Raw genomic sequence first — 21939 nt, 5'->3', positions numbered from 1 at the left:
GCGGCGCTCCTCCTCATCGCTTCGCTCTGCATCGTGGTCGGCGCGGGTCATGACACGCCCAATCCCAGCGTTTTCGTTCCCCAGGAAAATACTTCGTCGTACAGCGCCGGCTCATCCGACAGCGTCGCCCCCAGCGATGGAACCATCTCTTTGAGCGCCGGCAGCCACGAGGGAAACCGGCCGGCAAAGCATCGTTCCAGCACGCCGAGCATGATGGGCACCGCCGTCGACGCTCCGGGAGAGCCGCCGAGCAGCCCCGCGATGCTTCCGTCGGCGGAGCCCACGACGGTGGTGTCGAAATCGAGCACCCCGCCCCTGCGTTTGTCCCGCCGGATCACCTGCACACGCTGACCGGCCACCGTCAGCTCCCAGTCCGAATCCACTGCGGTGGGGGCGAATTCGCGCAGCATGCGAAGCCGGCCCGGTCCGGACAACCGCAGCTGGCCGATCAGGTATCGCAGCAGCGTCAGCTGCGTGATGCCGACACCGAGCAGTGAGGCCAGGTTGTCCGGCTTCACCGAGCGGGGCAGATCGGTGAAGTGCCCATGTTTCAAGAACTTCGGCGACCAGCCGGCGTACGGGCCGAACACCAGCCACGGCTTGCCGTTGACGTAGCGCAGGTCTAGATGCAGCGCGCCCAGCGGCGGGGCGCCCGGTGCGGGCACCCCGTATACCTTGGCCCGGTGCGCGGCGGTGAGCGCCGGGTTGTCGGCGCGCAGGAACCGGCCGCCGATCGGGAATCCCGCGAAACCTTTGACCTCGTCGATGCCGGACTTCTGCAACAGCGGCAGCGCGTCACCGCCGGCCCCGACAAAGACGAATTTGGCGTTCAGACGGCGCTTTTCGCCGGTGCGACGGTTGCGGATCAGCAGCGTCCAGCTGCCGTCGGACTGGCGGGACAGGCTGCGGACCTCGTGGCCGAACAGGCCGGTCGCGCCGCTGCGCAGGCTGAACCCGACGAGTTGTCGCGACAGGGCGCCGAAGTCGACGTCGGTGCCGTGGGCGGCCCAGTTGAGCGCCGTGGGTTCGGAGAAGTCCCGTTTGGCCGCCATGAACGGTAATCGGCGGGCGAACTCTTGCGCGTCGTCGATCAATTCGATGCCGGCGAACAGCGGGTTGGGCGCCAAGGCCCGTTGCCGTCGCCGCAGATAGTCGACGCGCTGCGCCCCCCGCACGAAGCTCGCATGCGGGATCGCGGTGAGGAAGCCCCGATCGGTCAGGATCCCGGTCTCGACGGCGTAGGCCCAGAACTGGCGGGTCACCTGGAATTGCTCGTTGATGCGCACCGCTTTGCTGATGTCGATGGAGCCGTCGGCGCGCTGCGGCGTGTAGTTCAACTCGCACAGCGCCGAATGCCCGGTGCCGGCGTTGTTCCACGGGCTGCTGCTCTCGGCGGCGACGGCATCGAGCCGCTCCACGAAGGTCATCGACCAGTCCGGTTGCAGCCGGCGCAGCAACGCGCCCAGCGTCGCACTCATGATGCCCGCGCCCACCAGCACGACGTCCGTCCGCGTGGTTCTGGCTAGCGATGACACCGGCTTGCTGGTCCTTCCCTCGACTGGGCCGATCCCCAGGCTATCCCGAGGCAAAGTGGCCATGAACGACGTGCGGCGCCCCGTGCCCAGCAAAAGCTCTAAGCTGGCCTCGTGACTGGCAGGGTGACCGGCGAAGTGAGCGGCTGGGTACCCGATGTCCTCCCCGGTTATTGGCAGCGCACCATCGCGCTCGGCTCCGATCCGGCCGGTGAGGGCGAGATCGTCGCGACCCTGATACGGCGCGGACCCGAGCCGGAACAGTCGGGGCGCGAGACGGCGGCCTTCGGAAATGCGGTGCTGGCGGTGCACGGCTATACCGACTACTTCTTCCACACCGAACTGGCCGATCATTTCGCGGCTCGCGGCCTTACGTTCTACGCGCTGGACCTTCACAAGTGCGGCCGGTCGCGGCGCGACGGCCAGACACCGCACTTCATCACCGACCTCACCAATTACGAGACCGAACTCGATCAGGCGCTGGCCGCCATTGCCGAAGATGCGGCGCCGGGCCAGCCCGGCCATCGGGCGAAGGTCCTGGTGTACGCGCATTCGGCGGGCGGGCTGATCGCGTCGTTGTGGCTGGACCGATTGCGCCGGCGAAACCCGACCGCCCACGCCGCCGTTGGCGGCCTGGTGCTCAACAGCCCGTTTCTGGAGCTGCCCGGCCCACCCGTCCTGCGGCATTCCGTGATCGTGACGCTGATCGCCGGCCTGTCTCGGGTGCGCGCCAAGGGCGTGGCCCGGTCGCCGAGTGAGGGCGGCTACGGAACCAGCTTGCACCGCGACTATGGCGGGGAATTCGAGTACAACCTGCAGTGGAAACCCGTTGGCGGCTTCCCGATCACCTTCGGTTGGCTGCACGCCGTCCGCCGCGGGCAGGCCCGCCTGCATCGCGGTCTCGACGTCGGCGTGCCGAACCTGATCCTGCGATCGGATCACAGCGTGCAGGAAAGCACCGATTCGGTGTCCATGCAGTGCGGCGACGCGGTTCTCGACGTCACCCAGATCGCCCGCTGGGCCGGCTGTGTCGGCAACCGCAGCACCGTCGTTCCGGTGGCGGACGCCAAACACGACGTGTTCTTGTCGTTGCGGGGGCCGCGCGAAGTCGCCTATCGGGAACTGGATCTCTGGCTGGACGGCTACCTGCGCGCCGACAATGACGTCTCGGCATCGCTGCGAAAGGGGTGACGGCTTGGAGACTTACGACGTCGCGATCATCGGAACCGGTTCGGGCAACAGCGTTCTCGATGACCGCTTCGCCGAAAAGCGGGTGGCGATCTGCGAACAGGGTACCTTCGGCGGCACCTGCCTGAACGTCGGGTGCATCCCGACCAAGATGTTCGTCTACGCCGCCGAGGTCGCCCAGACGATCCGGGATGCGGCGCGCTTCGGTATCGACGCACGCATCGACCGGGTGCGCTGGGACGACATCGTCTCGCGGGTCTTCGGGCGCATCGATCCGATCGGGGTCGGCGGTGAGGATTATCGCAGCGCCGCGCCCAACATCGATGTGTACAAGCAGCACACCAGTTTTGGTGCGGTTCAGGCCGACGGCCGCTACCTGCTGCGCACCGATGCCGGCGACGAGTTCACCGCCGATCAGGTAGTGATCGCCGCGGGGGCACGGGCCGTGGTTCCCCCGGCGATTTTCGAATGCGGCGCCCGGTACTACACCAGCGACACGATCATGCGAATCCCCGAACTGCCAGAGCATCTGGTGATCGTTGGGGGTGGCTTCGTGGCGGCCGAATTCGCCCATATCTTTTCCTCGCTGGGTTCGCGCGTCACCCTGGTGATTCGGGGCTCCACACTGCTGCGGCATTGCGACGACATCCTCGGCGAGCGCTTCACTCGTATCGCGTCGAGCAAATGGGAACTGCACACCCACCGCAATGTTGTGGGCGCCGAGAACCAGGGTTCGGGCGTTGCGGTGCAACTCGACGACGGTCGCACCGTGCACGCCAACGCGCTGCTGGTGGCGACCGGCCGGGTCTCCAACGCCGATCAGCTCGACCTCGAGCAGGCCGGCGTCACGGTCGAAGACGGCGTCGTGGCCGTCGACCAGTACCAGAGGACCACGGCGCGCGGCGTTTTCGCCCTCGGCGACGTCTCGTCTCCGTATCAGCTCAAGCACGTGGCCAATCACGAGGCTCGCGTCGTGCAGCACAATCTCTTCTGCGACTGGGACGACACCGAGGCGATGGCCGTCACCGACCACCGCTATGTGCCCTCGGCGGTGTTCACCGATCCCCAGATCGCCTACGTCGGGTTGACCGAAAACCAGGCCATTGCAGAGGGTTTCAAGGTCTCGGTGAAGATCCAGGACTACGGTGACGTCGCCTACGGCTGGGCGTCGGAGGACACCACCGGGATCGTCAAGCTCATCGCCGAACACGGCACCGGACGCCTGCTGGGCGCGCACATCATGGGACCTCAGGCTTCGTCGATCATCCAGCCGTTGATCCAGGCGATGAGCTTCGGGCTCACCGCGCCGCAGATGGCCCGTGGTCAGTACTGGATCCATCCGGCGCCGCCCGAGGTGGTGGAGAACGCGCTACTGGGTCTGGCCTGACCTCAGTGCCGGCGCGGCCGCGCGGCGGGCCGCTCGTCCTGGCACTGCGGGCACAGACCGTGCAACGTCAGCCCGGCCGCCTCCGACAGCGCGAAGGAACTGCCCGCCATCGCGTGCTCGAGCGCCGAACTCAGCTGCCGGGCGGGCACCTCGATGATGGTGCCGCACTTCGTACATACCGCGTGATGGTGCGGCGCGGTAGCCAGCCCGTAGGTCGTCACACCGCCGTCGAGCGTCAACGCGTGCAGCACGCCCTGATCGACCAGGGTGGTAACCGTGCGGTAGACGGTCGCCACGTCGGGCGCATGGGTGTCTGGCGGCAGACACTCCCGCATCCGTTTGTAGATCTCGGCGACCGGCAGGTGACCGCTGACGGGCTCCAGCACCGCCAGCACCTGGATCCGCGAGGTCATCCGCCGCAGGCCCCGGGCGCGCAGGAAGTCGCCGATCCTCTCGGTGACCGACGCATCCAGTACCGACGGCTTAGGCGTCACCGGTTCAGTGTCGCCCCCAAGCGGCGGGATCGCCAGTGTTCGGCGCGATCGCGGCCCGCGATTCCTGCAACTCACTTGCATCTGGCAAGTTGAGGAACTTACAGTCGTGCCGGTTGTTCTTTGCCCATACCGCAAGGACGCGCGCCGGAAGGACCCCAGTGGCCAGCACCGAGATCGACTGGCGGCCGTCATGGACGACCAGGCTTCTCGGCGCCCTGACGCCGGCGGAGTGGTGGCGAGTGGCAGCGATGCTGACGGTGATCGCCGCGCTGCATCTGCTCGGCTGGTTCACCATGGTGCTCTTCGTGGCGCCGGCGCAATACAGCTTGGGCGGCAAAGCTTTTGGCGTCGGCATCGGAGTGACGGCCTATACCCTGGGCATGCGGCACGCCTTTGACGCCGACCATATCGCCGCGATCGACAACACCACCCGCAAGCTGATGAACTCTCGCCAGCGCCCGCTGGCCGTGGGCTTCTTTTTCTCCCTGGGCCACTCCACGGTGGTCTTCGGATTGGCGCTGCTGCTGGCCTGCGGCGTGAAGACGGTCGTCGGCCCGGTCGAAGACGACTCGTCGACGCTGCACCACTACACCGGGTTGATCGGCACCAGCGTCTCGGGTGTGTTCCTGTACGCGGTCGCCCTGCTCAATATCATCGTTCTGGTCGGCATCCTGCGAGTCTTCGCGCGATTGCGCCGGGGCGAATACGATCCCGACACCGACGCGGCCGAATTGGAGCGGCAACTGGACGGTCGCGGACTGATGAACCGGTTGCTCGGCCGCTTCACCAAGTCGATCACCAAGTCCTGGCACTGCTATCCCGTCGGGTTGTTGTTCGGGCTGGGTTTCGACACCGCTACCGAGATCGCGCTACTGGTGCTGGCCGGCACCAGCGCCGCGGCCGGGCTGCCCTGGTACGCCATCATGTGCCTGCCGGTGCTGTTCACCGCCGGCATGTGCCTGCTGGACACCATCGACGGCTCGTTCATGAATTTCGCCTACGGCTGGGCCTTTTCCAACCCGGTGCGCAAGATCTACTACAACATCACCATCACCGCGCTATCGGTGGCGGTCGCCCTGCTGATCGGCAGCGTCGAACTGCTCGTCCTGTTCGCCGACCAGTTCGGTTGGCGGGGCGCGTTCTGGAGCTGGATCGGCGCGTTGGACCTCAACGCGATCGGCTTCGCCGTCGTCGCCATGTTCGTCATCACGTGGGCGGTGGCCCTGCTCGTCTGGCGCTACGGACGCATCGAAGAGAAGTGGACCTCGTGAGCCGACCGCCAAGAGGCTGACCACAAACCGCCGTTCGGGTGTAGAACAGTGCTCATGGGCTCCTTGGCTTGCGCCCAGCTCTCGGATCGGCGGTGACCGGCGGTGCACGAGCTGTCGCTGTGCGAAGCGATCGCCGGTGTCGTCAAGAATCATGCCGACGGCCGCCACGTCGACGTGGTGCGGGTGCGGGTCGGCGCGCTTCGTCAGGTGGTGCCGGAGTCGCTGTCCTTCTGCTGGACACTGGTCCGCGATGCCGAGGACATGCCGGATGCCGAACTTGAACTCGAATGCGTCAGCGCAGAAGTCAAGTGTCGTGCATGCGCCGGGCAATCCGAGATCACCTCGCCGTGGTCGATCTGGTGTCCGCGGTGCGACAGTTCCGACGTCGAGGTGCTGCGCGGCAACGAATTCTTGGTGACATCATTGGATGTGTCGTGAAAGGCGTTGACAATGGGTAGATTTCATCGGCACGACGACGGGACCGTGCACGCCCACTCCCACGATCACCTTCCGCACGACCACGATCACGGCGACCACAGCCGCTATCAGACCGGCAGTCAGCGCATCGACGTGCTGGAGGCGATCTTCGCCGAGAACGACCTGTCAGCCGACGCCAACCGGGCGGCGTTCGAGAGCAACGGGGTGCGCACCCTCAACCTGATGAGCTCTCCGGGATCGGGCAAGACCACCATCTTGCAGGCAACCCTCGACGAACTCGCCGGCGAACTGGCAATCGGGGTGATCGAGGGTGATATCGCCACGGACCTGGACGCGGCCAAGCTCAGCGGCCGCGGCGCCCAGGTATCACTGCTCAACACCAGCAACGGGTTTGGCGGCGAATGCCACCTCGACGCTCCCATGGTCAACCGCGCGCTGCCCGGCCTCGACCTCGCCGCGCTGGACCTGGTGGTCATCGAGAACGTCGGCAATCTGGTCTGTCCGGCGGAATTCGACGTCGGCGAGCACGCCAAGGCCATGGTCTATTCGGTGACCGAGGGCGAGGACAAGCCGCTGAAGTATCCGGTGATGTTCCGGTCGGTGGACGTGGTGCTGCTCAACAAGATCGACTTGGTGCCCCACCTTGACGTGGACGTCGACACGTACATCGCCCATGTTCGCAAAGTCAATGCGGCAGCGACGATCTTGCCGGTCAGCGCCCGCACCGGCGATGGTATGGCCGCGTGGTTCGGCTGGCTGCGGCGCTTCGCCACAGACGGCGCCTGACGGCACTGGCCCGAGCGCTGCTCGGTCAACGCTCCTGCGAAACGTTCGCAGGATGACCGCCCCGGGACGGTTAGCCGGAAGCGACGAATCACCCAGGCGCGACATGACTTTTCGTTGCTATGCAACATGTGCCTACTAATGAGTAATGTCGAACCGTTGACAACGCACGATAGCGGGAGTAGACCCAAAAAATAGCGCTGCGCAAGTGGGCCGATGGTCGACTCCGGCGGCGCAGGAGCCCCAGCCCGGCTCCGGAAAGCTGCAGCATGCCAACGGAAGCAGCAGTCAAGGCAGAACAAACATTGATCCATGTTCTATGGATCAACGCGGGCCTTAGTTGTGACGGTGATTCGGTGGCGTTGACTGCTGCCACCCAGCCCAGTGTCGAGGAGATCGCCTTGGGGGCCCTGCCGGGGCTCCCCCAGGTCGCCGTGCACTGGCCCCTGATCGACTTCGAATGCGGACCCAACGGAGGCGCGGACGACTTCCTGGAGTGGTTCTTCAAAGCCGACCGCGGGGAGTTGGAACCCTTTGTGCTCGTTGTCGAAGGATCCATCCCGAACGAGAAGATCAAGGACGAGGGCTACTGGTGCGGCTTCGGCAATGACCCGGCCACCGGGCAGCCGATGACCACCAGCGAGTGGCTCGACCGGTTGGCGCCCAAGGCCACCGCCATCGTGGCGGTCGGGACCTGCGCCACCTACGGGGGAATCCACGCGATGGCCGGTAACCCGACGGGCGCGATGGGCGTGCCGGATTACCTCGGCTGGGATTGGAAGAGCAAGGCGGGCATTCCGATCGTGTGCGTGCCCGGCTGCCCGATCCAGCCGGACAACCTGTCGGAGACGCTGACGTACCTGCTCTACATGGCGACGGGTCAGGCGCCGATGATCCCGCTCGACGATGCGCTGCGCCCTCAGTGGTTGTTCGGCAAGACCGTGCACGAGGGTTGCGATCGAGCCGGCTACTACGAGCAGGGCGACTTCGCAACCGAGTACGGATCGCCGAAATGCATTGTGAAGCTTGGCTGTTGGGGACCTGTTGTCAAATGCAATGTGCCCAAGCGCGGGTGGATCAACGGCGTCGGGGGTTGCCCCAACGTCGGCGGCATCTGCATTGGCTGCACGATGCCGGGGTTCCCGGACAAGTTCATGCCATTCATGGACGAGCCACCGGGCGGCAAGTTGTCGAGCACCGCGTCGGGTTTGTACGGAGCCGTGATTCGCAGTCTGAGGGGTATCACGGAACGCACCGTCGACAAAGAGCCGCGGTGGCGCCACAACGGCGACCAACTCACCACTGGAGCGCGCCGCACCTGGTAGGTCTCCTACCGGGTCGGCGTGCTTCTTTCTCAAATTCGTAGCCGAAGAGCCGTCGCCGCATCAGCCAACGGTGACAGCAGCCAAAGCGGGAAGAAGTAGCGCAATGACAACCATCGTTCCTGAACCCACCCACGCCGAGCGGAAGCCCGGCCAACTGGTCGATATGGCCTGGGATCCCATCACCCGGATCGTGGGCAGCCTGGGCATCTACACCAAAATTGACTTCGAGAACCGAGAAGTCGTCGAGTGTCACAGCACCTCGTCGATCTTTCGTGGCTACTCGATCTTCATGAAGGGCAAGGATCCCCGCGACGCCCACTTCATCACCAGTCGCATCTGCGGCATCTGCGGCGACAACCACGCCACCTGTTCGTGCTACGCGCAGAACATGGCCTACGGGGTCAAGCCGCCGCATCTGGGTGAGTGGATCGTCAACCTCGGCGAGGCCGCGGAATATATGTTCGACCACAACATCTTTCAGGAGAACCTGGTCGGCGTGGACTTCTGCGAGAAGATGGTCGCCGAGACCAACCCGAGTGTGCTCTCGCTGGCCGAGAAGACACCGGCCCCGCACGCAGACGCCCACGGGTACAAGACGATCGCGGACATCATGCGCTCGCTCAACCCGTTCAGCGGCGAGTTCTACCGTGAAGCACTGCAAGTGAGCCGGACGACGCGGGAAATGTTCTGCCTCATGGAGGGCCGCCACGTGCACCCCTCCACCCTGTATCCCGGCGGGGTCGGCACCGTGGCGACCATCCAGCTGATGACCGACTACATGACGCGCTTGATGCGCTACGTCGAGTTCATGAAGAAGGTCGTGCCCATGCACGACGACCTGTTCGACTTTTTCTACGAGGCGCTGCCCGGTTACGAGAAGGTCGGGCTGCGCCGCACCCTGCTCGGCTGCTGGGGTTCCTTCCAGGACCCCGAGGTGTGCAACTTCGAATACAAGGACATGGAACGTTGGGGTAACGCGATGTTCGTCACCCCGGGCGTGGTGGTCGACGGCAAGCTGGTCACCCACTCGCTGGTGGACATCAACCTCGGCATCCGGATCCTGTTGGGCAGTTCGTATTACGACGATTGGACCGATCAGGAGATGTTCGTCAAGACCGATCCGCTGGGCAACGCGGTGGACCGGCGTCACCCATGGAACCAGCACACCAACCCGCACCCGCAGAAGCGGGACATGGAGGGCGGTAAATACACCTGGGTGATGTCGCCACGCTGGTTCGACGGCAAGGATAACCTGGCCCTGGACACCGGCGGTGGTCCGCTGGCCCGGCTGTGGGCGACCGCCCTGGCCGGCCTGGTCGACATCGGCTACGTCAAGGCGACCGGCAGCAGCGTCAAGATCAACCTGCCCAAGACGGTCCTGAAGGGACCCGTCGAACTGGAATGGAAGATCCCCACGTACGGCAGCAACACGATCGAACGCGACCGGGCCCGCACCTACTTCCAGGCCTACGCGGCGGCGTGCGCGCTGCACTTCGCCGAGAAGGCATTGGGGGAAATCCGCGCGGGACGAACCAAGACGTGGGAGAAGTTCACCGTTCCCGACGAGGCCATCGGCTGCGGCTTCACCGAGGCGGTGCGCGGTGTGCTCAGCCACCACATGGTGATCCGGGACGGCAAGATCGCCAACTATCACCCGTACCCGCCGACCCCGTGGAACGCGAGTCCGCGCGACAGTTATGGCACACCGGGTCCGTACGAGGATGCGGTGCAGGGGCAGCCGATCTTCGAGGAGAACGGCCGGGACAACTTCAAGGGAATCGACGTCATGCGCACGGTGCGCAGCTTCGACCCATGCCTGCCGTGTGGCGTGCACATGTACCTGGGGAAGGGCAAGTCCCTGGACAGACTGCACACGCCAACCCAGTCACCCGTCGGGGAGTGACACATGGCGGATCGCCCGGGTAACCCCGAGACCGACACGCAGTGGCGCACAGCGGGCGATCGGATCCAGACACTGCTGGATTCCTGCGCAGCAGGTGGGACCGCCGCGTATGACCGTGCGCAGCAACTGGTTCGCGAAATAGTCGGGCTTTACGGCGCCGGGCTGGAGCGGATCATGCGGATGGCCGGCGATCCCGGACCGGACGGGGGGCTGGTCGAGCGGCTGGCCACCGACGACCTGGTGGCCAGCCTGCTCCTGGTGCACGGCCTGCATCCGCACAGCGTGCACCGCAGGGTCTCCGACGCGCTGGATCGGGTGCGGCCCTACCTGGGTTCGCACGGTGGAGACGTCGACCTGCTCGAGGTCGTTCCGGGCGGACGCCCGGAAGAATTCACCGTGCGGCTGGCTTTCGCAGGCAGCTGTAAGAGCTGCCCGTCGTCGGCGGTGACGCTGGAGCTGGCCGTGCAGGATGCGGTTCGCGCGGCGGCACCGGAGATCTCCTCGATCGAGGTGGTGACCGCCGCGGGCACAACCACTCCGGCGAGCGTCATTCCCGCCGAATCGCTACTGGCGCACCTGCATTCGGACGGTCCGGGGCCGACCACCTGGCACCCGGCCCCCGAGCTGGCCGAGTTGGCGCCCGGCGAAGTCGCGGGTTACGTGATCGACGGGGTGACCGTGCTGGCCTGCCGGGTCGGTGACCAGACGTTCGTTTACCGGGATCACTGCCCGGTGTGTGACGACTCGCTCGCGGGTTCGCAACTGCACGGCCAAATGCTGTGCTGCGCGGGCTGTGGGACGGATTTCGACGTCGTCCATGCGGGCGCCGGCCCAGCCGGTGGGTCGGCGGACCACCTCGATCCGATTCCGCTGCTGACCCGCGACGGCCTGCTTTCGCTGGCGTTGCGGCCCGACGTGATGGGCGCGCGGGCATGAGTAGCCCGTTCGAGGTCCTGAGCCGCATCAGGAGCGACCGGCGCACCCCCGAGCCGGCGGGCGAGCGCTGTGAGATGTGCGCGGAGTCGATCGCCGATGAGCATCAGCACGTGGTCAATGTGGCTGGCCGCCAACTCATGTGCGTCTGCCGCGCCTGTTATCTGCTGTTCACCGACTCGGCAGCCGACCTGCGGTACCGCGCGGTGCCGGACCGGTATCTGTCGTTTCCCGATTTCGCGCTGGATCGCCTGGTGTGGGAGGCACTGCAGATCCCGGTCGGGGTCGCCTTCTTCTTCACCAACTCCGCCCTGGGGCACACCGTCGCCTTCTACCCGGGACCCGCCGGGGCATGCGAATCCGAGCTGGACATGGAGGTCTGGGAGACCATCCGCGGCACCGACCCGCGGGTGAGCCTGCTGACCGACGATGTGGAGGCGCTGCTCGTGCGGGTCGCCGATGGCGCCCAGGATGGCGAATTATCAGAGCCCCAAACCTATCTGGTCCCGATCGATGCATGCTACGAATTCGTCGGACGCTTGCGCGTGTTGTGGCGCGGCTTCGACGGCGGCCAGCAGGCCCGCGAATTCATCGACGGCTTCTTCGACCGGCTTGCCGCCCGCGCCGTAAAGACACCGCGATGAACGGCCCGCCGATGACTGTGAGCTTCGCGGTCCTGGATGTGATGGCCGAACCGTACAGCGTCAGCCCGGTACTTACCGCACGCGTCGGCGTCACCGCCGGCGGCGACGACCCGGTGCATGCCATCGCCCTGCGGTGCCAGGTCCGCATCGAGCCGCTGCGCCGCTCCTACTCCGATGACGAGGCGGCGGGGCTGACGGACTTGTTCGGCGCCCGCGAACGCTGGGCGAACACCCAGCGCACCTTCCTGTGGCAGCATTGCACCGCGATGGTGCCCGGGTTCACCGGTCACACGACCGCGAACCTGTCCCTGGATTGCACCTACGACTTCGAGGTCGCCGCCGCCAAGTATCTGCACGCGCTGCGCGATGGGACGGTGCCACTACAGTTTCTTTTCAGCGGAACGATTTTCGTCAACTCCGAGCGCGGGTTCTCGGTCCAGCAGGTGTCCTGGGACTGCGAGGACAGTTACGCGATGCCGGTCACGGTCTGGCGTGATCTGGTCGCACAGCACTATCCCAACAGCGGATGGGTTCGGCTGAGCCACGAGACCGTCGCGGCGCTGGCCGGTTACAAGTCGGCCCACGGAATGCTCGACTTCGACCACGCGGTCACCTCGTTGCTGGACACCGCCGTCGATCACGAGGTGACGCGATGACATCGAGCTGGGATCGGGCCCGCGCCGTTGCCGATGCGGTGCTCTACGAAGGCTATCTCCTCTACCCGTATCGGGGAACGTCGAGCAAGAACCAATCACGTTGGCAGTTCGGTGTTTTGGGTCCGTGCGGCGCGGCCGATGCCGGCCTGGGTGAAGACGACACCCTTTCCGCAGAATTCCTGGTCGACGGTGCCCGAGCCCTGACGCTGGTGGTGCGCTTCCTGCAGTTGCAGCACCGGCGGGTCGAACGGGACACCGGTGACGGCAATTTCGAGGCCGTCGACGAGCTGCGGACCCGGGCCGGGTCGTGGCTGACCTGGGACGAAGCGGTGGAATGCGAAATGTCTTTCGGGCCCCTTGCGTTCGACGATCAACCCTGGTCGCTACCGGTGACGGCCGACGCGGAAACCGACATCGAAGTCCTCGACGACGGCAGGCTGGTTCGCGAACGACGCGAGATACGGGGCGTGCTGACGGTCACCAGCGAGTCCGAGGGCGACCTGCGGCGGGTCTCGGTGCGGGTGGTCAACATCGGCGCGCCCGCACGCGACAAGGTGGACGCCATCGCGCGATCCATGATCGGAACACACCTCGTCGCCGAAGTGCTTGGCGGCCGGTTCGTCTCGCTGCTCGAGCCGCCGCAGACCGCGACCGATGCGGTATCCCGGTGCGCCCAGCATCGCTGCTTCCCGGTGCTGGCCGGCCCGCCGGGCACCGACGACGTGCTGCTGATCTCACCGATCATCCTCTACGACCACCCCGAGGTCGCCGACCAGAGCGACACCGCCCTGTACGACTGCACGGAGATCGACGAGATCCTCACCCTGCGCGTGATGACCATGACGGACGACGAGAAGGCACAAGCGAGGGCAACCGATCCGCGGGCCGCACGGATCATCGACGAATGTGACGCCATGTCGCCCGAGGCCATGGCGCGGCTGCACGGCGTGCTACGCGATCCGCACGGGCTCAATGCTTCCGCCGGCCTGGTACCGGAGATCCCCGACGGGGTGGATTGGTGGGATCCACTGGCCGACAACGCCGTACGCCCCGAGATCGACGCGGTGCTGGTGAACGGCATCCGGATAGCCCGGGGTAGCAAGGTCCGGCTGCGGCCGCGGCGCAACGCCGACGCCCAGGACATCTTCGTCGCCGGCAAGATCGCCCGCGTCACGTCGGTGCACGAGGACGTCGAGGGCAACAAGCACGTCGGCGTCGTCGTCGATGAGGACCCGGCCGCAGAACTGCACGACTGGTACGGCCGCTACCTGTACTTCTCCCCCGACGAAGTCGAGCCGCTGCAGTCGCAGCACAGCTCAAACCCCTGAAAGGAGTTCACCATGGAAATCCTAGGTTGGATCTTCATCGCCATCGTCGCGCTGGCGGTCGCGGTCGCCTTGGCACTCGGCGTGATATCCGTGCCGGACGCCCGCCGCTATCTCAAGCTGAGGCGGATGTAGCCGACGCGGGTTCCACCATGACATCGCGCATCCTGGTAGCCGGGATAGGCAACATCTTCCTCGGAGACGACGGCTTCGGCTCGGAAGTGGTCCGCAATGCCGAACTGCCCCAAGACGATCCGACCGTTCAGGTCATCGACTACGGAATCAGGGGCATGCACCTGGCCTATGACCTACTCGAGGAGTGGGACACGCTGGTTCTGGTCGACGCCGTGCCCAGCCAGGGCCGTCCCGGCACATTGCACGTCTTTCAGGCCGACCACGCTTCGTCGCCCGAGACGAACGGCCTGGACGGTCACAGCATGGATCCGGCCGCGGTCTTCGCCAGCCTGCGGGCGCTGGGCGGCCATCCGCCCTACACCGTGGTCGTCGGTTGTGAGGCGGGCAGCGTCCAGGAGGGCATCGGCCTGACCGAACCGGTCGCACAGGCCGTTCCCCGGGCGGCGCGGGCCGTGGAAGAGATCGTGGCCGCGTTGCACGCACCTTCGGCAGCCGAAGAGGGGTGCTGAGCCATGTGTTTGGGCATACCGGGGCAGGTCATCGGAATGCTGGACGGTTTCGAGGGACAGCTCGCACTGGTCAACGTCACCGGCGAACAGCGCAAGGTCAACGTCGGCATGTTGCCGGATGAGACGTTCGCGCCCGGTGACTGGGTGATCATTCACATGGGCTTCGTCGTCGAGAAGACGGATCAGGCCGGGGCCGAACAGGCCATGGCCGGGTTGGAACTGATGGGCCGGGGCCGCACCGGTACGGCACTGCGCCCGGAGGCCGGTTGACATGACCGACATGGTTGAAGCCCCGGTGCGGCTGCGGCCCGGCGCGTCCGACACCCCAGTGCGGCAGCACGTCATGGTGACCGGCGTGGTCCAGGGGGTCGGCTTCCGTCCGTTCGTGCATCGGATCGCGACAGAGCTGGGTCTGACCGGATTCGTCGGCAACAACTCCGGTGCGGTCTTCCTCGAGGTGCAGGGCCCGTCCGCCCGGGTGGCGGAGTTCGGGCACCGGCTGCGCGCCGAGGCGCCGCCGCTGGCGCGGATCGCCGACGTCCGCATCGTCGACGTCACGGTCGAACCCGCATGCGCACCCCAATTCCGAATTGTGCCAAGCCAATTAGTCTCCGGCACGACCACCCCGATCCCGCCCGACATCGCGGTGTGCGAGGACTGCATCGCCGAACTGTTCGACCCGCTCGACCGCCGCTACCGGCATCCGTTCGTGACCTGCACCAACTGCGGGCCGCGGTTCACCATCATCACAGAACTGCCGTATGACCGGCCGGCCACCACAATGTCGGCGTTCACCATGTGTGCGCGCTGCGCCGCCGAATACCACGACCCCGCGGATCGCCGATTCCACGCCCAGCCGATCGCCTGCCCGGACTGCGGGCCGACGCTGTGGTTCACATCGTCGGCCGGCAAGGTGAGCGGCTCGGATGCGGCCCTGACCGCCACCCAGATCGCGCTGGCATCCGGTGCCGTGGTGGCCATCAAGGGAATCGGCGGTTATCACCTGGCCTGCGCCGTCGACGACGCCACGGCGGTCGCCGCATTGCGGGCACGCAAAGCTCGTGGCGCCAAGCCGTTTGCCATGCTGGTCCGCGATCTCGACGTGGCGCGCCGCTACGCCTACGTCGACGACAGCGAGGCCGCGGTGCTGTCCGGTCCGGCCCGTCCGATCGTGTTGCTGCGGCGGCGTCCCGGCGCGCGGGTCGCCGAGGGCGTCGCCCCCGGCAGCCCGCTGCTGGGGCTGATGCTGCCGTACTCCCCCATTCATCACCTGCTGCTGGCACCGGTGCCGGGCAGCGCCGCACCGGTGCCCGACGCGCTGGTGCTCACCAGCGCCAACCGTTCCGACGAGCCCATCTGCTTCACCGATGACGATGCCGTGCAACGACTTCCGGGGCTGTGCGACGCGGTCCTCGACCATGACCGGCCAATCCATGTGCCCTGTGACGACTCGGTGGTGCGCGTCGTCCACGACGAGGAAGGCGCCCAGGAGCTGCCGATACGGCGGTCCCGCGGTTACGCGCCGCTGCCGGTCGATTTGAAGCTCGAGGCACCCGCCGTGCTGGCCGTGGGCGGGGAATTGAAGAACACCTTCTGCCTCACCGACGGCAGCCGGGCCTACCTGTCCGGCCACATCGGTGACATGGCGACCTGGGAGACGCTGCGCGCGTTCGAGCGCGCGGTGGCCCAGCTCAGCGAAATCCGTGGCAGGCCGGTCCGTTTGGCCGCAGACCTGCATCCCGGCTATCACACCCGAAGCTGGGCCGAGCGCCACGCGGACGAGCGCCCGCTGGACCTGGTGCAGCACCACCACGCCCACGTGGTGTCGCTGCTGGCCGAACACGGGCGCCTCGGCGAACCCATGGTCGGGGTCTCCTTCGACGGCACCGGTTACGGCTGTGACGAGACGATCTGGGGCGGTGAGATCCTGTCCCTCGGAACCCGAAGCCACCGTTTCGTTCGGGCCGGACACCTGTTGGCAATGCCGCTGCCCGGCGGCGACGCCGCGGTGCGTAATCCATGGCGGATGGCCCTGTCCCAGCTGTGGACGGCCGACATCGACTGGACTCCCGACCTGGCGCCGGTCGCCGCAGCGACCCTCGACGAACTGCGGCTCACCCGTTCGCAATTGGAGACCGGGACGGGCTGCGTGCCGTGTTCGAGCATGGGTCGGCTGTTCGACGCCGTGGCCTCCCTGCTCGGGGTGCGGCACCGCATCGACTACGAGGGGCAAGCGGCGATCGAGCTCGAGGCGCTGGCGCAGTCGGCCGATGTGACGTGCACGCAGCCGTCGTTGCCGCTGACGGTGCGCCACGACGGGGTGATCGATCCGGCCCCGATGGTGCAGACCATGGTCGCGGCGCTGTACGCCGGGACATCACCGGCGTTGCTCGCCGCGGCGTTTCACCAGGCCGTCGCCGTTGCCGTCACCGAGGTGGTCACCCAGGTGGCGGCCGGCACTGCACTGGTGGGCCTCACCGGCGGGGTGTTCCAGAACGTGCTGTTACTGCGGGCCTGCCGTACCCGGCTGCAGCAGAACGGATTTGAGGTCCTCACCCATCGCACCGTGCCGCCCAACGACGGCGGGCTGGCCCTGGGTCAGGCCGCGGTGTCGGTGCTGATCGCACAGGAGGAGGCGATGACGCGATGATCACCACCGCCATCGATCGCGGGCTGAGCGCCGAACTGGCCGAAGACCTCGCTGCCACCGCACTGACGCTGGCCAAGCGATTCGCCGCGGGCGCCACCATGTGGTCCATCGCACCGTCGTGGGAGCCCCATGCGCTGCACATCGCGGTCGAATTCGTGCATCCGGTGATCATGGGCAAGCGGGCCCTGCCGGCGGTGGCGCTGACCGGACCCGATCTGGTGGATCTGGTGCGGGTATCGGTGCGGCCCGGCGACATCGTCGTCGCGATCTCCGGCGCGGACGACCCGCAAGTGCGCTCGGTGATGCGCCGCGGCCCGGCCTGGGGCGCCACCACGATCTGGATCGGCAGCGGCGACGCGCCCCCGGCCGCCATGGCCGATCACGTGCTCTGGCTCGATGATCCCGATCCGCGCGTCCCCGCCACGGGTGGGTTCGTGCTGTTCTACCACCTGCTGTGGGAACTGACCCACGTGTGTTTCGAGCACTCCGGATTGCTGAAACCCGCACGTTGCGAGGACGACGACACCGTCTGTGTGACGTGTAGCGATGAAGGTCGGCTGGGCGAAGTGGTGAGCGCTTCGGTCGACGGTCAGGCAAGGGTCCGCACCGCCCGGGGAATCGAGGACGTGATCACCACACTCGTCGATCCGGTGGTGTCCGGCGAGCTGCTGCTGGTGCATGCCGGCACGGCGATCAGCCGCATCGACGACGAGGAAGAGCGAGGAGGGGTTTCATGAGCCCCAGCGACGAACCCACCAACTTCTTGTACCCGTTCATCGACGCCGAGGAAGACGACCCGTCGGCCTTGCTCGCCGACCTGGCCGCGTCCGCCCAAGCCAAAGCGTCCGAAAGCCTGGCGTTGCGGCGTTCCACGCTGGAGGCCAACGCCGACCTGCTGGCGACGGCCGCCTCCGAGCTGGCGCGCCGATTCGTCGCCGGTGGACGGATGTTCACCTTCGGCAACGGCGGCAGCTGCACCGACTGCACCACGCTGGCGAGGTTGTTCGCGCGGCCACCGCTCGGCAAGCCCCTGCCGGCGTGGTCGTTGACCGCCGATCAGGCGATCCTGACCGCACTGGGCAACGACGTCGGATTCGAGCTCGTGTTCGCCCGGCAACTGATCGCCCGCGCGAAGGAGGGCGACATCGCGATCGCGATGTCGACCAGTGGGAATTCACCCAACCTGCTGACCGCACTGGCCGAGGCACGCCAGCGCGGCCTGTACACCATCGGTTTCGGCGGCTATGACGGCGGCGCCTTTGTGAACAACCGAAATGTGGACGCCTGCTTCGTCGTTCGTTCGCAAAGCGTGCACCGGATTCAGGAATCGCAAGCGCTGCTGGGTTACCAGTTGTGGTCGGCCGTCCACGAATGCCTCGGAGCCGACCAAGAAGGGTTGGGGGCCGCATGAACAAGCCGGCGGGTGAATACCTTTCGTCGGGACCGCGGTTCGGCGAAGGCGACGTGATCGAGCGGATCGAGTCGTTCCGGCGGCGGCGCCCCCGGCTGCTCGATGACCATGTGACCCTGGCGCACGGGGCCGGCGGCAAGGCGTCCGCGGCACTGGTGGACGCCGTGTTCGTGGAGGCGTTTCGTAACCCGCTGCTCGAGTCGCTGGGCGACGGCGCCGTCCTGGCCTTGCCCAGCGGCGAGCGGGTGGCGATGTCGACGGATTCGTTTGTGGTGCAGCCCCGCCGGTTCCCCGGGGGGTCCATCGGTGAACTCGCCATCCACGGCACCTGCAACGACCTGGCGGTGGCCGGCGCCGTCCCGTCCTGGATCTCGGCGGCATTCGTGCTCGAAGAGGGTTTCCCGATCGCCGAATTGAAGGAGATCGTCGCCGACATGGCCGCGGCGGCCACGGCCGCCGGCGTGCAGATCGTCACCGGCGACACCAAGGTGGTACCCAGGGGCGCGGCCGACGGACTGTTCATCACCACCGCCGGAACCGGTGTCATCCCGGCGGGCCGGGTGCTGTCGGCGCAGTCGGTGCGTGCCGGAGACAAGGTGCTGTTGTCGGGGTCGATGGGTGACCACGGCATGGCGGTGATGCTCGCCAGGGGCGATCTGGCCATCGAGGCCGACATCGCCTCCGACACCGCGTCGGTGAGCCCGTTGGTGGAGCTGTTGATGGCGGCCGCCCCGTCCACCCGATGGATGCGTGATGCGACGCGCGGCGGAGTCGGCACCGTGTGCAACGAGTTGGCCCAGGCCTGCGGCCTCGGGGTACTGCTCGAAGAGGCGCGGCTCCCGGTGGCGCCCATGGTCAATGGCGCCTGCGAGCTGCTCGGCATCGATCCGCTGTATGTCGCCAACGAGGGCAAGTTCGTCGCCGTCGTCGCGCCACAGGAGGCCCAGGCCGGGCTGGACGCGCTGCGCTCACATCCATTGGGCGCCGAGGCGGCCGAGGTCGGGGAAATCGTCACCGAACCCGCCGAAGCCGTCGTGCTGCGCACCGGCTTCGGCGGCACCCGGATCGTCGACATGCTCGTCGGGGATCCGTTACCGCGAATCTGTTAGAAGACGTGGCGATCGCGAGCACGGCGGAGCCGGGCGCAGCGGGTGGCCACGAGGAGAGAGGGGAGATAACTCTCATGTGTCTGGGAATTCCGGGCCGGATCGTCGAAATCACCGATGCTGCCAATTGTTTGGCGAAGGTGGACGTCAGCGGCGTGCAGCGGACCATCAGCGTGCGGCTGCTGGAAAACGACATGCCCGCACCGGACGACTGGGTGCTGGTGCACGTCGGGTTCGCGATGGCCAAGATCGACGAAACCGAGGCGCTGCTGACCTTGGCCGCCATCAAAAAACTCGGCGACACCTACGCAGTCGAAATGCAAGCCTTCGACTCGTCGGCCATTATCTGACCCTAGGAGCGGCAATGAAATTCGTTGACGAATTCCGCGACCCGGCCGCGGCGCGCAAGCTGCTGGTGGCCATCGAGCATCTGGCCGGGACCGGCGGTGAGGAGTTCAAGTTCATGGAGGTGTGCGGCGGGCACACGCACACCATCTACCGGCACGGCATCGAACACCTGCTGCCCGACAACGTCGAGCTGGTGCACGGCCCGGGCTGCCCGGTTTGCGTGATCCCGATGGGACGCATCGACGACGCGATGTGGCTGGCGGGCCAGCCCGACGTGATCTTCACCTGCTTCGGGGACATGATGCGGGTGCCCGGCTCGCACGGCAGCCTGCTGGACGCCAAGGCCCGCGGAGCCGACGTGCGCTTCGTCTATTCGCCGCTGGATGCGTTGAAGATCGCGGTCGACAACCCTGACAAGCAGGTGGTGTTCTTCGCCATCGGTTTCGAGACGACCGCGCCGTCGACCGCGGTGACGTGCATGCGGGCGCGCGAGCTGGGCCTGCCCAACTTCAGCGTGTTCTGCAACCACGTCACGATCGTGCCGCCCATCAGGGCCATCCTGGAGTCACCGGACCTGCGGCTGTCGGGTTTCATCGGCCCCGGGCACGTGTCCACCGTGGTGGGCAACCGGCCCTACCGGTTCGTTCCCGAGGTGTATCGAAAGCCGTTGGTGGTGGCCGGTTTCGAGCCGCTGGACATCCTGGCCTCCGTCGCGATGCTGCTGCGCCAGATCCGCGAGGGCCGCTGCGAGGTGGAGAACCAATACAAGCGCGTGGTACCCGAGCACGGCAACCCCGCGGCACTGGCGCTGATGGGCAAGGTGTTTGCGCTGCGTCCGCACTTCGAATGGCGCGGGCTGGGTTTCATCTCCCAAAGCGCCCTGCGGCTGCACGACGACTTCGCCGAATTCGACGCCGAGCTGCGGTTCGCGATGCCCGGCGTGCGGGTCGCCGACCCGAAGGCCTGTCAGTGCGGCGAGGTGCTCAAGGGTGTGCTCAAGCCTTGGGAATGCAAGGTTTTCGGCACCGCTTGCACTCCCGAGACCCCGATCGGGACGTGCATGGTCTCACCGGAAGGGGCGTGTGCGGCCTACTACAACTTCGGCCGCATGCACCGGGACGCGGTCAAGCTGGTGGGCCAGTCCGGGCGGGGGTGATTTTTGGCCGATCCGGATGCCCGCGGCGCGGAGATGTTCGCCCGCTACGCCTACGCGCCCAACGCGCTCGGCTATTGCGGTCCGCCGCTGGGTGCGACCCTGCGGGACGGATCGGTCGCCGACGTGCGTAGGGCGGCGACCGGATTTTCCGGGGCGTGGCCGTATCTGCGGGTCCTGTCGGAGTTGACCGGGATCGCTGACCCGCTGGATTACCGGCTGGTCGAATCGTATTGGCTCGGCGGCGGTGTGGCGGCGAAGCTGGAGTCCCGGAAGTTCTTCGACGCCTTGTTGGCGATCATCGGCCCGCAGGCGGGCCGTTACTGGTCACATCTCACGCCGGACCTGGCGTGCGAGGCCGCCGGCAATCACTGCTTCCACGTGTTCGGGGTATATCCGTGGACGCGCTTTTTGGGCCGCGGTGTGGTTGAGCAGCCGCTGAGTGTGCTGGATAACTGCCGAATCACCTCTGGGACAGTGCTTTCCCGCGATGGAGACCGTGTCGAGGTGTTGTGCCGGAGACTGGCCTGGGACGGTCAGGCGCTGACGCTGTCGAAGCCGTCGGCGCGGGTGCTCGAGGTGTGGGCCGACGGGTACAGCGCGGTGCCCGATGTGGCCGTCGGCGATGTGGTGGCGGTGCACTGGGGCCGGTTGTGCGGCCGGCTGTCGCCGGCCCAGCTTTGTGCGCTGACCGACAGCACGAACCGGCAGCTGCTGGTGACCGGCCACCGACTGGCGCGCACCTAGT

22 protein-coding genes are annotated in these 21939 nt (G+C 66.7%); 20 read left to right on the top strand and 2 right to left on the bottom strand.

Annotation, left to right across the window (positions count from 1 at the left end):
• Nucleotides 1–47: 47 nt before the first annotated feature.
• Nucleotides 48–1478 carry a malate dehydrogenase (quinone) gene (mqo, locus tag A5782_RS02735; protein WP_067094820.1) on the bottom strand — a complete coding sequence of 477 codons (1431 nt, stop codon included), beginning with the start codon at nucleotides 1476–1478 and terminating at the stop codon, nucleotides 48–50.
• Between the two features lie 192 nt (nucleotides 1479–1670).
• On the opposite strand from mqo, the gene A5782_RS02730 reads away from it, so the two are divergent.
• Both A5782_RS02730 and mtr read left to right on the top strand, forming a co-directional pair.
• Nucleotides 1671–2723 carry an alpha/beta hydrolase gene (locus A5782_RS02730; protein WP_067094823.1) on the top strand — a complete coding sequence of 351 codons (1053 nt, stop codon included), beginning with the start codon at nucleotides 1671–1673 and terminating at the stop codon, nucleotides 2721–2723.
• A 4-nt stretch (nucleotides 2724–2727) separates the two neighbouring features.
• Nucleotides 2728–4107 carry a mycothione reductase gene (gene mtr, locus A5782_RS02725; RefSeq protein WP_067094743.1) on the top strand — a complete coding sequence of 460 codons (1380 nt, stop codon included), beginning with the start codon at nucleotides 2728–2730 and terminating at the stop codon, nucleotides 4105–4107.
• Between the two features lie 2 nt (nucleotides 4108–4109).
• Here mtr and A5782_RS02720 read toward each other — a convergent pair whose 3' ends face one another.
• Entirely contained in the window at nucleotides 4110–4601 is a 492-nt protein-coding gene (locus A5782_RS02720; protein WP_067094740.1) for a Fur family transcriptional regulator, read from the bottom strand.
• A 158-nt stretch (nucleotides 4602–4759) separates the two neighbouring features.
• On the opposite strand from A5782_RS02720, the gene A5782_RS02715 reads away from it, so the two are divergent.
• The 18 genes from A5782_RS02715 to A5782_RS02630 all read left to right on the top strand — a co-directional run bounded on the left by A5782_RS02715 (nucleotide 4760) and on the right by A5782_RS02630 (nucleotide 21938).
• The gene (locus tag A5782_RS02715; protein WP_067094738.1) at nucleotides 4760–5872 is read left to right on the top strand and encodes a HoxN/HupN/NixA family nickel/cobalt transporter; all 1113 of its coding nucleotides are present in this window, start codon (nucleotides 4760–4762) and stop codon (nucleotides 5870–5872) included.
• Nucleotides 5873–5974: 102 nt separating this feature from the next.
• The gene (locus tag A5782_RS02710; protein WP_067094735.1) at nucleotides 5975–6310 is read left to right on the top strand and encodes a hydrogenase maturation nickel metallochaperone HypA; all 336 of its coding nucleotides are present in this window, start codon (nucleotides 5975–5977) and stop codon (nucleotides 6308–6310) included.
• Nucleotides 6311–6322: 12 nt separating this feature from the next.
• The gene (hypB, locus tag A5782_RS02705) at nucleotides 6323–7096 is read left to right on the top strand and encodes a hydrogenase nickel incorporation protein HypB (RefSeq protein WP_067094732.1); all 774 of its coding nucleotides are present in this window, start codon (nucleotides 6323–6325) and stop codon (nucleotides 7094–7096) included.
• Between the two features lie 266 nt (nucleotides 7097–7362).
• Nucleotides 7363–8418: a hydrogenase expression protein HypE gene (locus tag A5782_RS02700; protein ID WP_067094729.1), complete on the top strand. Its 1056-nt coding sequence runs from the start codon at nucleotides 7363–7365 to the stop codon at nucleotides 8416–8418.
• Between the two features lie 103 nt (nucleotides 8419–8521).
• Nucleotides 8522–10321, top strand: a complete 1800-nt coding sequence (locus A5782_RS02695; protein WP_067094726.1) for a nickel-dependent hydrogenase large subunit — start codon at nucleotides 8522–8524, stop codon at nucleotides 10319–10321.
• A gap of 3 nt (nucleotides 10322–10324) precedes the next feature.
• Nucleotides 10325–11257 carry a NifU family protein gene (locus tag A5782_RS02690; RefSeq protein ID WP_067094723.1) on the top strand — a complete coding sequence of 311 codons (933 nt, stop codon included), beginning with the start codon at nucleotides 10325–10327 and terminating at the stop codon, nucleotides 11255–11257.
• Nucleotides 11254–11898 (top strand): DUF5947 family protein, encoded by a 645-nt coding sequence (locus A5782_RS02685; protein ID WP_067094720.1) that lies wholly within the window; start codon nucleotides 11254–11256, stop codon nucleotides 11896–11898. The genes A5782_RS02690 and A5782_RS02685 overlap by 4 nt, the downstream gene beginning before the upstream one ends.
• An 11-nt stretch (nucleotides 11899–11909) precedes the next feature.
• Nucleotides 11910–12554 (top strand): DUF6084 family protein, encoded by a 645-nt coding sequence (locus tag A5782_RS02680; RefSeq protein ID WP_067094817.1) that lies wholly within the window; start codon nucleotides 11910–11912, stop codon nucleotides 12552–12554.
• On the top strand, nucleotides 12551–13882 hold the full coding sequence (locus tag A5782_RS02675; protein ID WP_067094717.1) for a hypothetical protein: 1332 nt from the start codon (nucleotides 12551–12553) through the stop codon (nucleotides 13880–13882). The genes A5782_RS02680 and A5782_RS02675 overlap by 4 nt, the downstream gene beginning before the upstream one ends.
• A gap of 149 nt (nucleotides 13883–14031) precedes the next feature.
• Nucleotides 14032–14523 carry a hydrogenase maturation protease gene (locus A5782_RS02670; RefSeq protein WP_067094714.1) on the top strand — a complete coding sequence of 164 codons (492 nt, stop codon included), beginning with the start codon at nucleotides 14032–14034 and terminating at the stop codon, nucleotides 14521–14523.
• Nucleotides 14524–14526: 3 nt separating this feature from the next.
• A complete protein-coding gene (locus tag A5782_RS02665) occupies nucleotides 14527–14793 on the top strand; it encodes a HypC/HybG/HupF family hydrogenase formation chaperone (RefSeq protein ID WP_067094709.1) in 267 nt (88 codons plus the stop codon).
• Nucleotides 14794–14803: 10 nt separating this feature from the next.
• The gene (hypF, locus tag A5782_RS02660) at nucleotides 14804–17173 is read left to right on the top strand and encodes a carbamoyltransferase HypF (RefSeq protein ID WP_067094814.1); all 2370 of its coding nucleotides are present in this window, start codon (nucleotides 14804–14806) and stop codon (nucleotides 17171–17173) included.
• Complete coding sequence (locus A5782_RS02655; protein WP_067094706.1) at nucleotides 17170–17910, top strand: HypC/HybG/HupF family hydrogenase formation chaperone; 741 nt, start codon at nucleotides 17170–17172, stop codon at nucleotides 17908–17910. Before hypF ends, A5782_RS02655 begins: the two co-directional genes overlap by 4 nt.
• Nucleotides 17907–18584: an SIS domain-containing protein gene (locus A5782_RS02650; protein WP_067094703.1), complete on the top strand. Its 678-nt coding sequence runs from the start codon at nucleotides 17907–17909 to the stop codon at nucleotides 18582–18584. Before A5782_RS02655 ends, A5782_RS02650 begins: the two co-directional genes overlap by 4 nt.
• On the top strand, nucleotides 18581–19693 hold the full coding sequence (hypE, locus tag A5782_RS02645; RefSeq protein ID WP_067094700.1) for a hydrogenase expression/formation protein HypE: 1113 nt from the start codon (nucleotides 18581–18583) through the stop codon (nucleotides 19691–19693). Before A5782_RS02650 ends, hypE begins: the two co-directional genes overlap by 4 nt.
• Nucleotides 19694–19767: 74 nt before the next feature.
• The gene (locus A5782_RS02640) at nucleotides 19768–20040 is read left to right on the top strand and encodes a HypC/HybG/HupF family hydrogenase formation chaperone (RefSeq protein WP_067094697.1); all 273 of its coding nucleotides are present in this window, start codon (nucleotides 19768–19770) and stop codon (nucleotides 20038–20040) included.
• Between the two features lie 14 nt (nucleotides 20041–20054).
• Nucleotides 20055–21194, top strand: a complete 1140-nt coding sequence (gene hypD / locus A5782_RS02635) for a hydrogenase formation protein HypD (RefSeq protein ID WP_067094694.1) — start codon at nucleotides 20055–20057, stop codon at nucleotides 21192–21194.
• Nucleotides 21195–21197: 3 nt separating this feature from the next.
• Complete coding sequence (locus tag A5782_RS02630; protein ID WP_255360766.1) at nucleotides 21198–21938, top strand: DUF6390 family protein; 741 nt, start codon at nucleotides 21198–21200, stop codon at nucleotides 21936–21938.
• The last annotated feature ends 1 nt before the right edge of the window (nucleotide 21939 follow it).

Origin of the sequence: Mycobacterium sp. 852002-40037_SCH5390672, assembly GCF_001665875.1 — a bacterium.
Lineage (GTDB): Bacteria > Actinomycetota > Actinomycetes > Mycobacteriales > Mycobacteriaceae > Mycobacterium.
Note: the sequence above shows the minus strand (reverse complement) of the source record. Positions and strands in the feature narration are given on the sequence as shown.

Bases quoted from the DNA above. Each gene is read 5' to 3' on its own strand.
- mqo (WP_067094820.1), bottom strand. From the start codon at position 1,478: ATGAGTGCGACGCTGGGCGCGTTGCTGCGCCGGCTGCAACCGGACTGG.
- hypB (WP_067094732.1), top strand. From the start codon at position 6,323: ATGGGTAGATTTCATCGGCACGACGACGGGACCGTGCACGCCCACTCC.
- A5782_RS02700 (WP_067094729.1), top strand. From the start codon at position 7,363: ATGCCAACGGAAGCAGCAGTCAAGGCAGAACAAACATTGATCCATGTT.
- A5782_RS02695 (WP_067094726.1), top strand. From the start codon at position 8,522: ATGACAACCATCGTTCCTGAACCCACCCACGCCGAGCGGAAGCCCGGC.
- A5782_RS02690 (WP_067094723.1), top strand. From the start codon at position 10,325: ATGGCGGATCGCCCGGGTAACCCCGAGACCGACACGCAGTGGCGCACA.
- A5782_RS02685 (WP_067094720.1), top strand. From the start codon at position 11,254: ATGAGTAGCCCGTTCGAGGTCCTGAGCCGCATCAGGAGCGACCGGCGC.
- A5782_RS02680 (WP_067094817.1), top strand. From the start codon at position 11,910: ATGACTGTGAGCTTCGCGGTCCTGGATGTGATGGCCGAACCGTACAGC.
- A5782_RS02675 (WP_067094717.1), top strand. From the start codon at position 12,551: ATGACATCGAGCTGGGATCGGGCCCGCGCCGTTGCCGATGCGGTGCTC.
- A5782_RS02670 (WP_067094714.1), top strand. From the start codon at position 14,032: ATGACATCGCGCATCCTGGTAGCCGGGATAGGCAACATCTTCCTCGGA.
- A5782_RS02665 (WP_067094709.1), top strand. From the start codon at position 14,527: ATGTGTTTGGGCATACCGGGGCAGGTCATCGGAATGCTGGACGGTTTC.
- hypF (WP_067094814.1), top strand. From the start codon at position 14,804: ATGGTTGAAGCCCCGGTGCGGCTGCGGCCCGGCGCGTCCGACACCCCA.
- A5782_RS02655 (WP_067094706.1), top strand. From the start codon at position 17,170: ATGATCACCACCGCCATCGATCGCGGGCTGAGCGCCGAACTGGCCGAA.
- A5782_RS02650 (WP_067094703.1), top strand. From the start codon at position 17,907: ATGAGCCCCAGCGACGAACCCACCAACTTCTTGTACCCGTTCATCGAC.
- hypE (WP_067094700.1), top strand. From the start codon at position 18,581: ATGAACAAGCCGGCGGGTGAATACCTTTCGTCGGGACCGCGGTTCGGC.
- A5782_RS02640 (WP_067094697.1), top strand. From the start codon at position 19,768: ATGTGTCTGGGAATTCCGGGCCGGATCGTCGAAATCACCGATGCTGCC.
- hypD (WP_067094694.1), top strand. From the start codon at position 20,055: ATGAAATTCGTTGACGAATTCCGCGACCCGGCCGCGGCGCGCAAGCTG.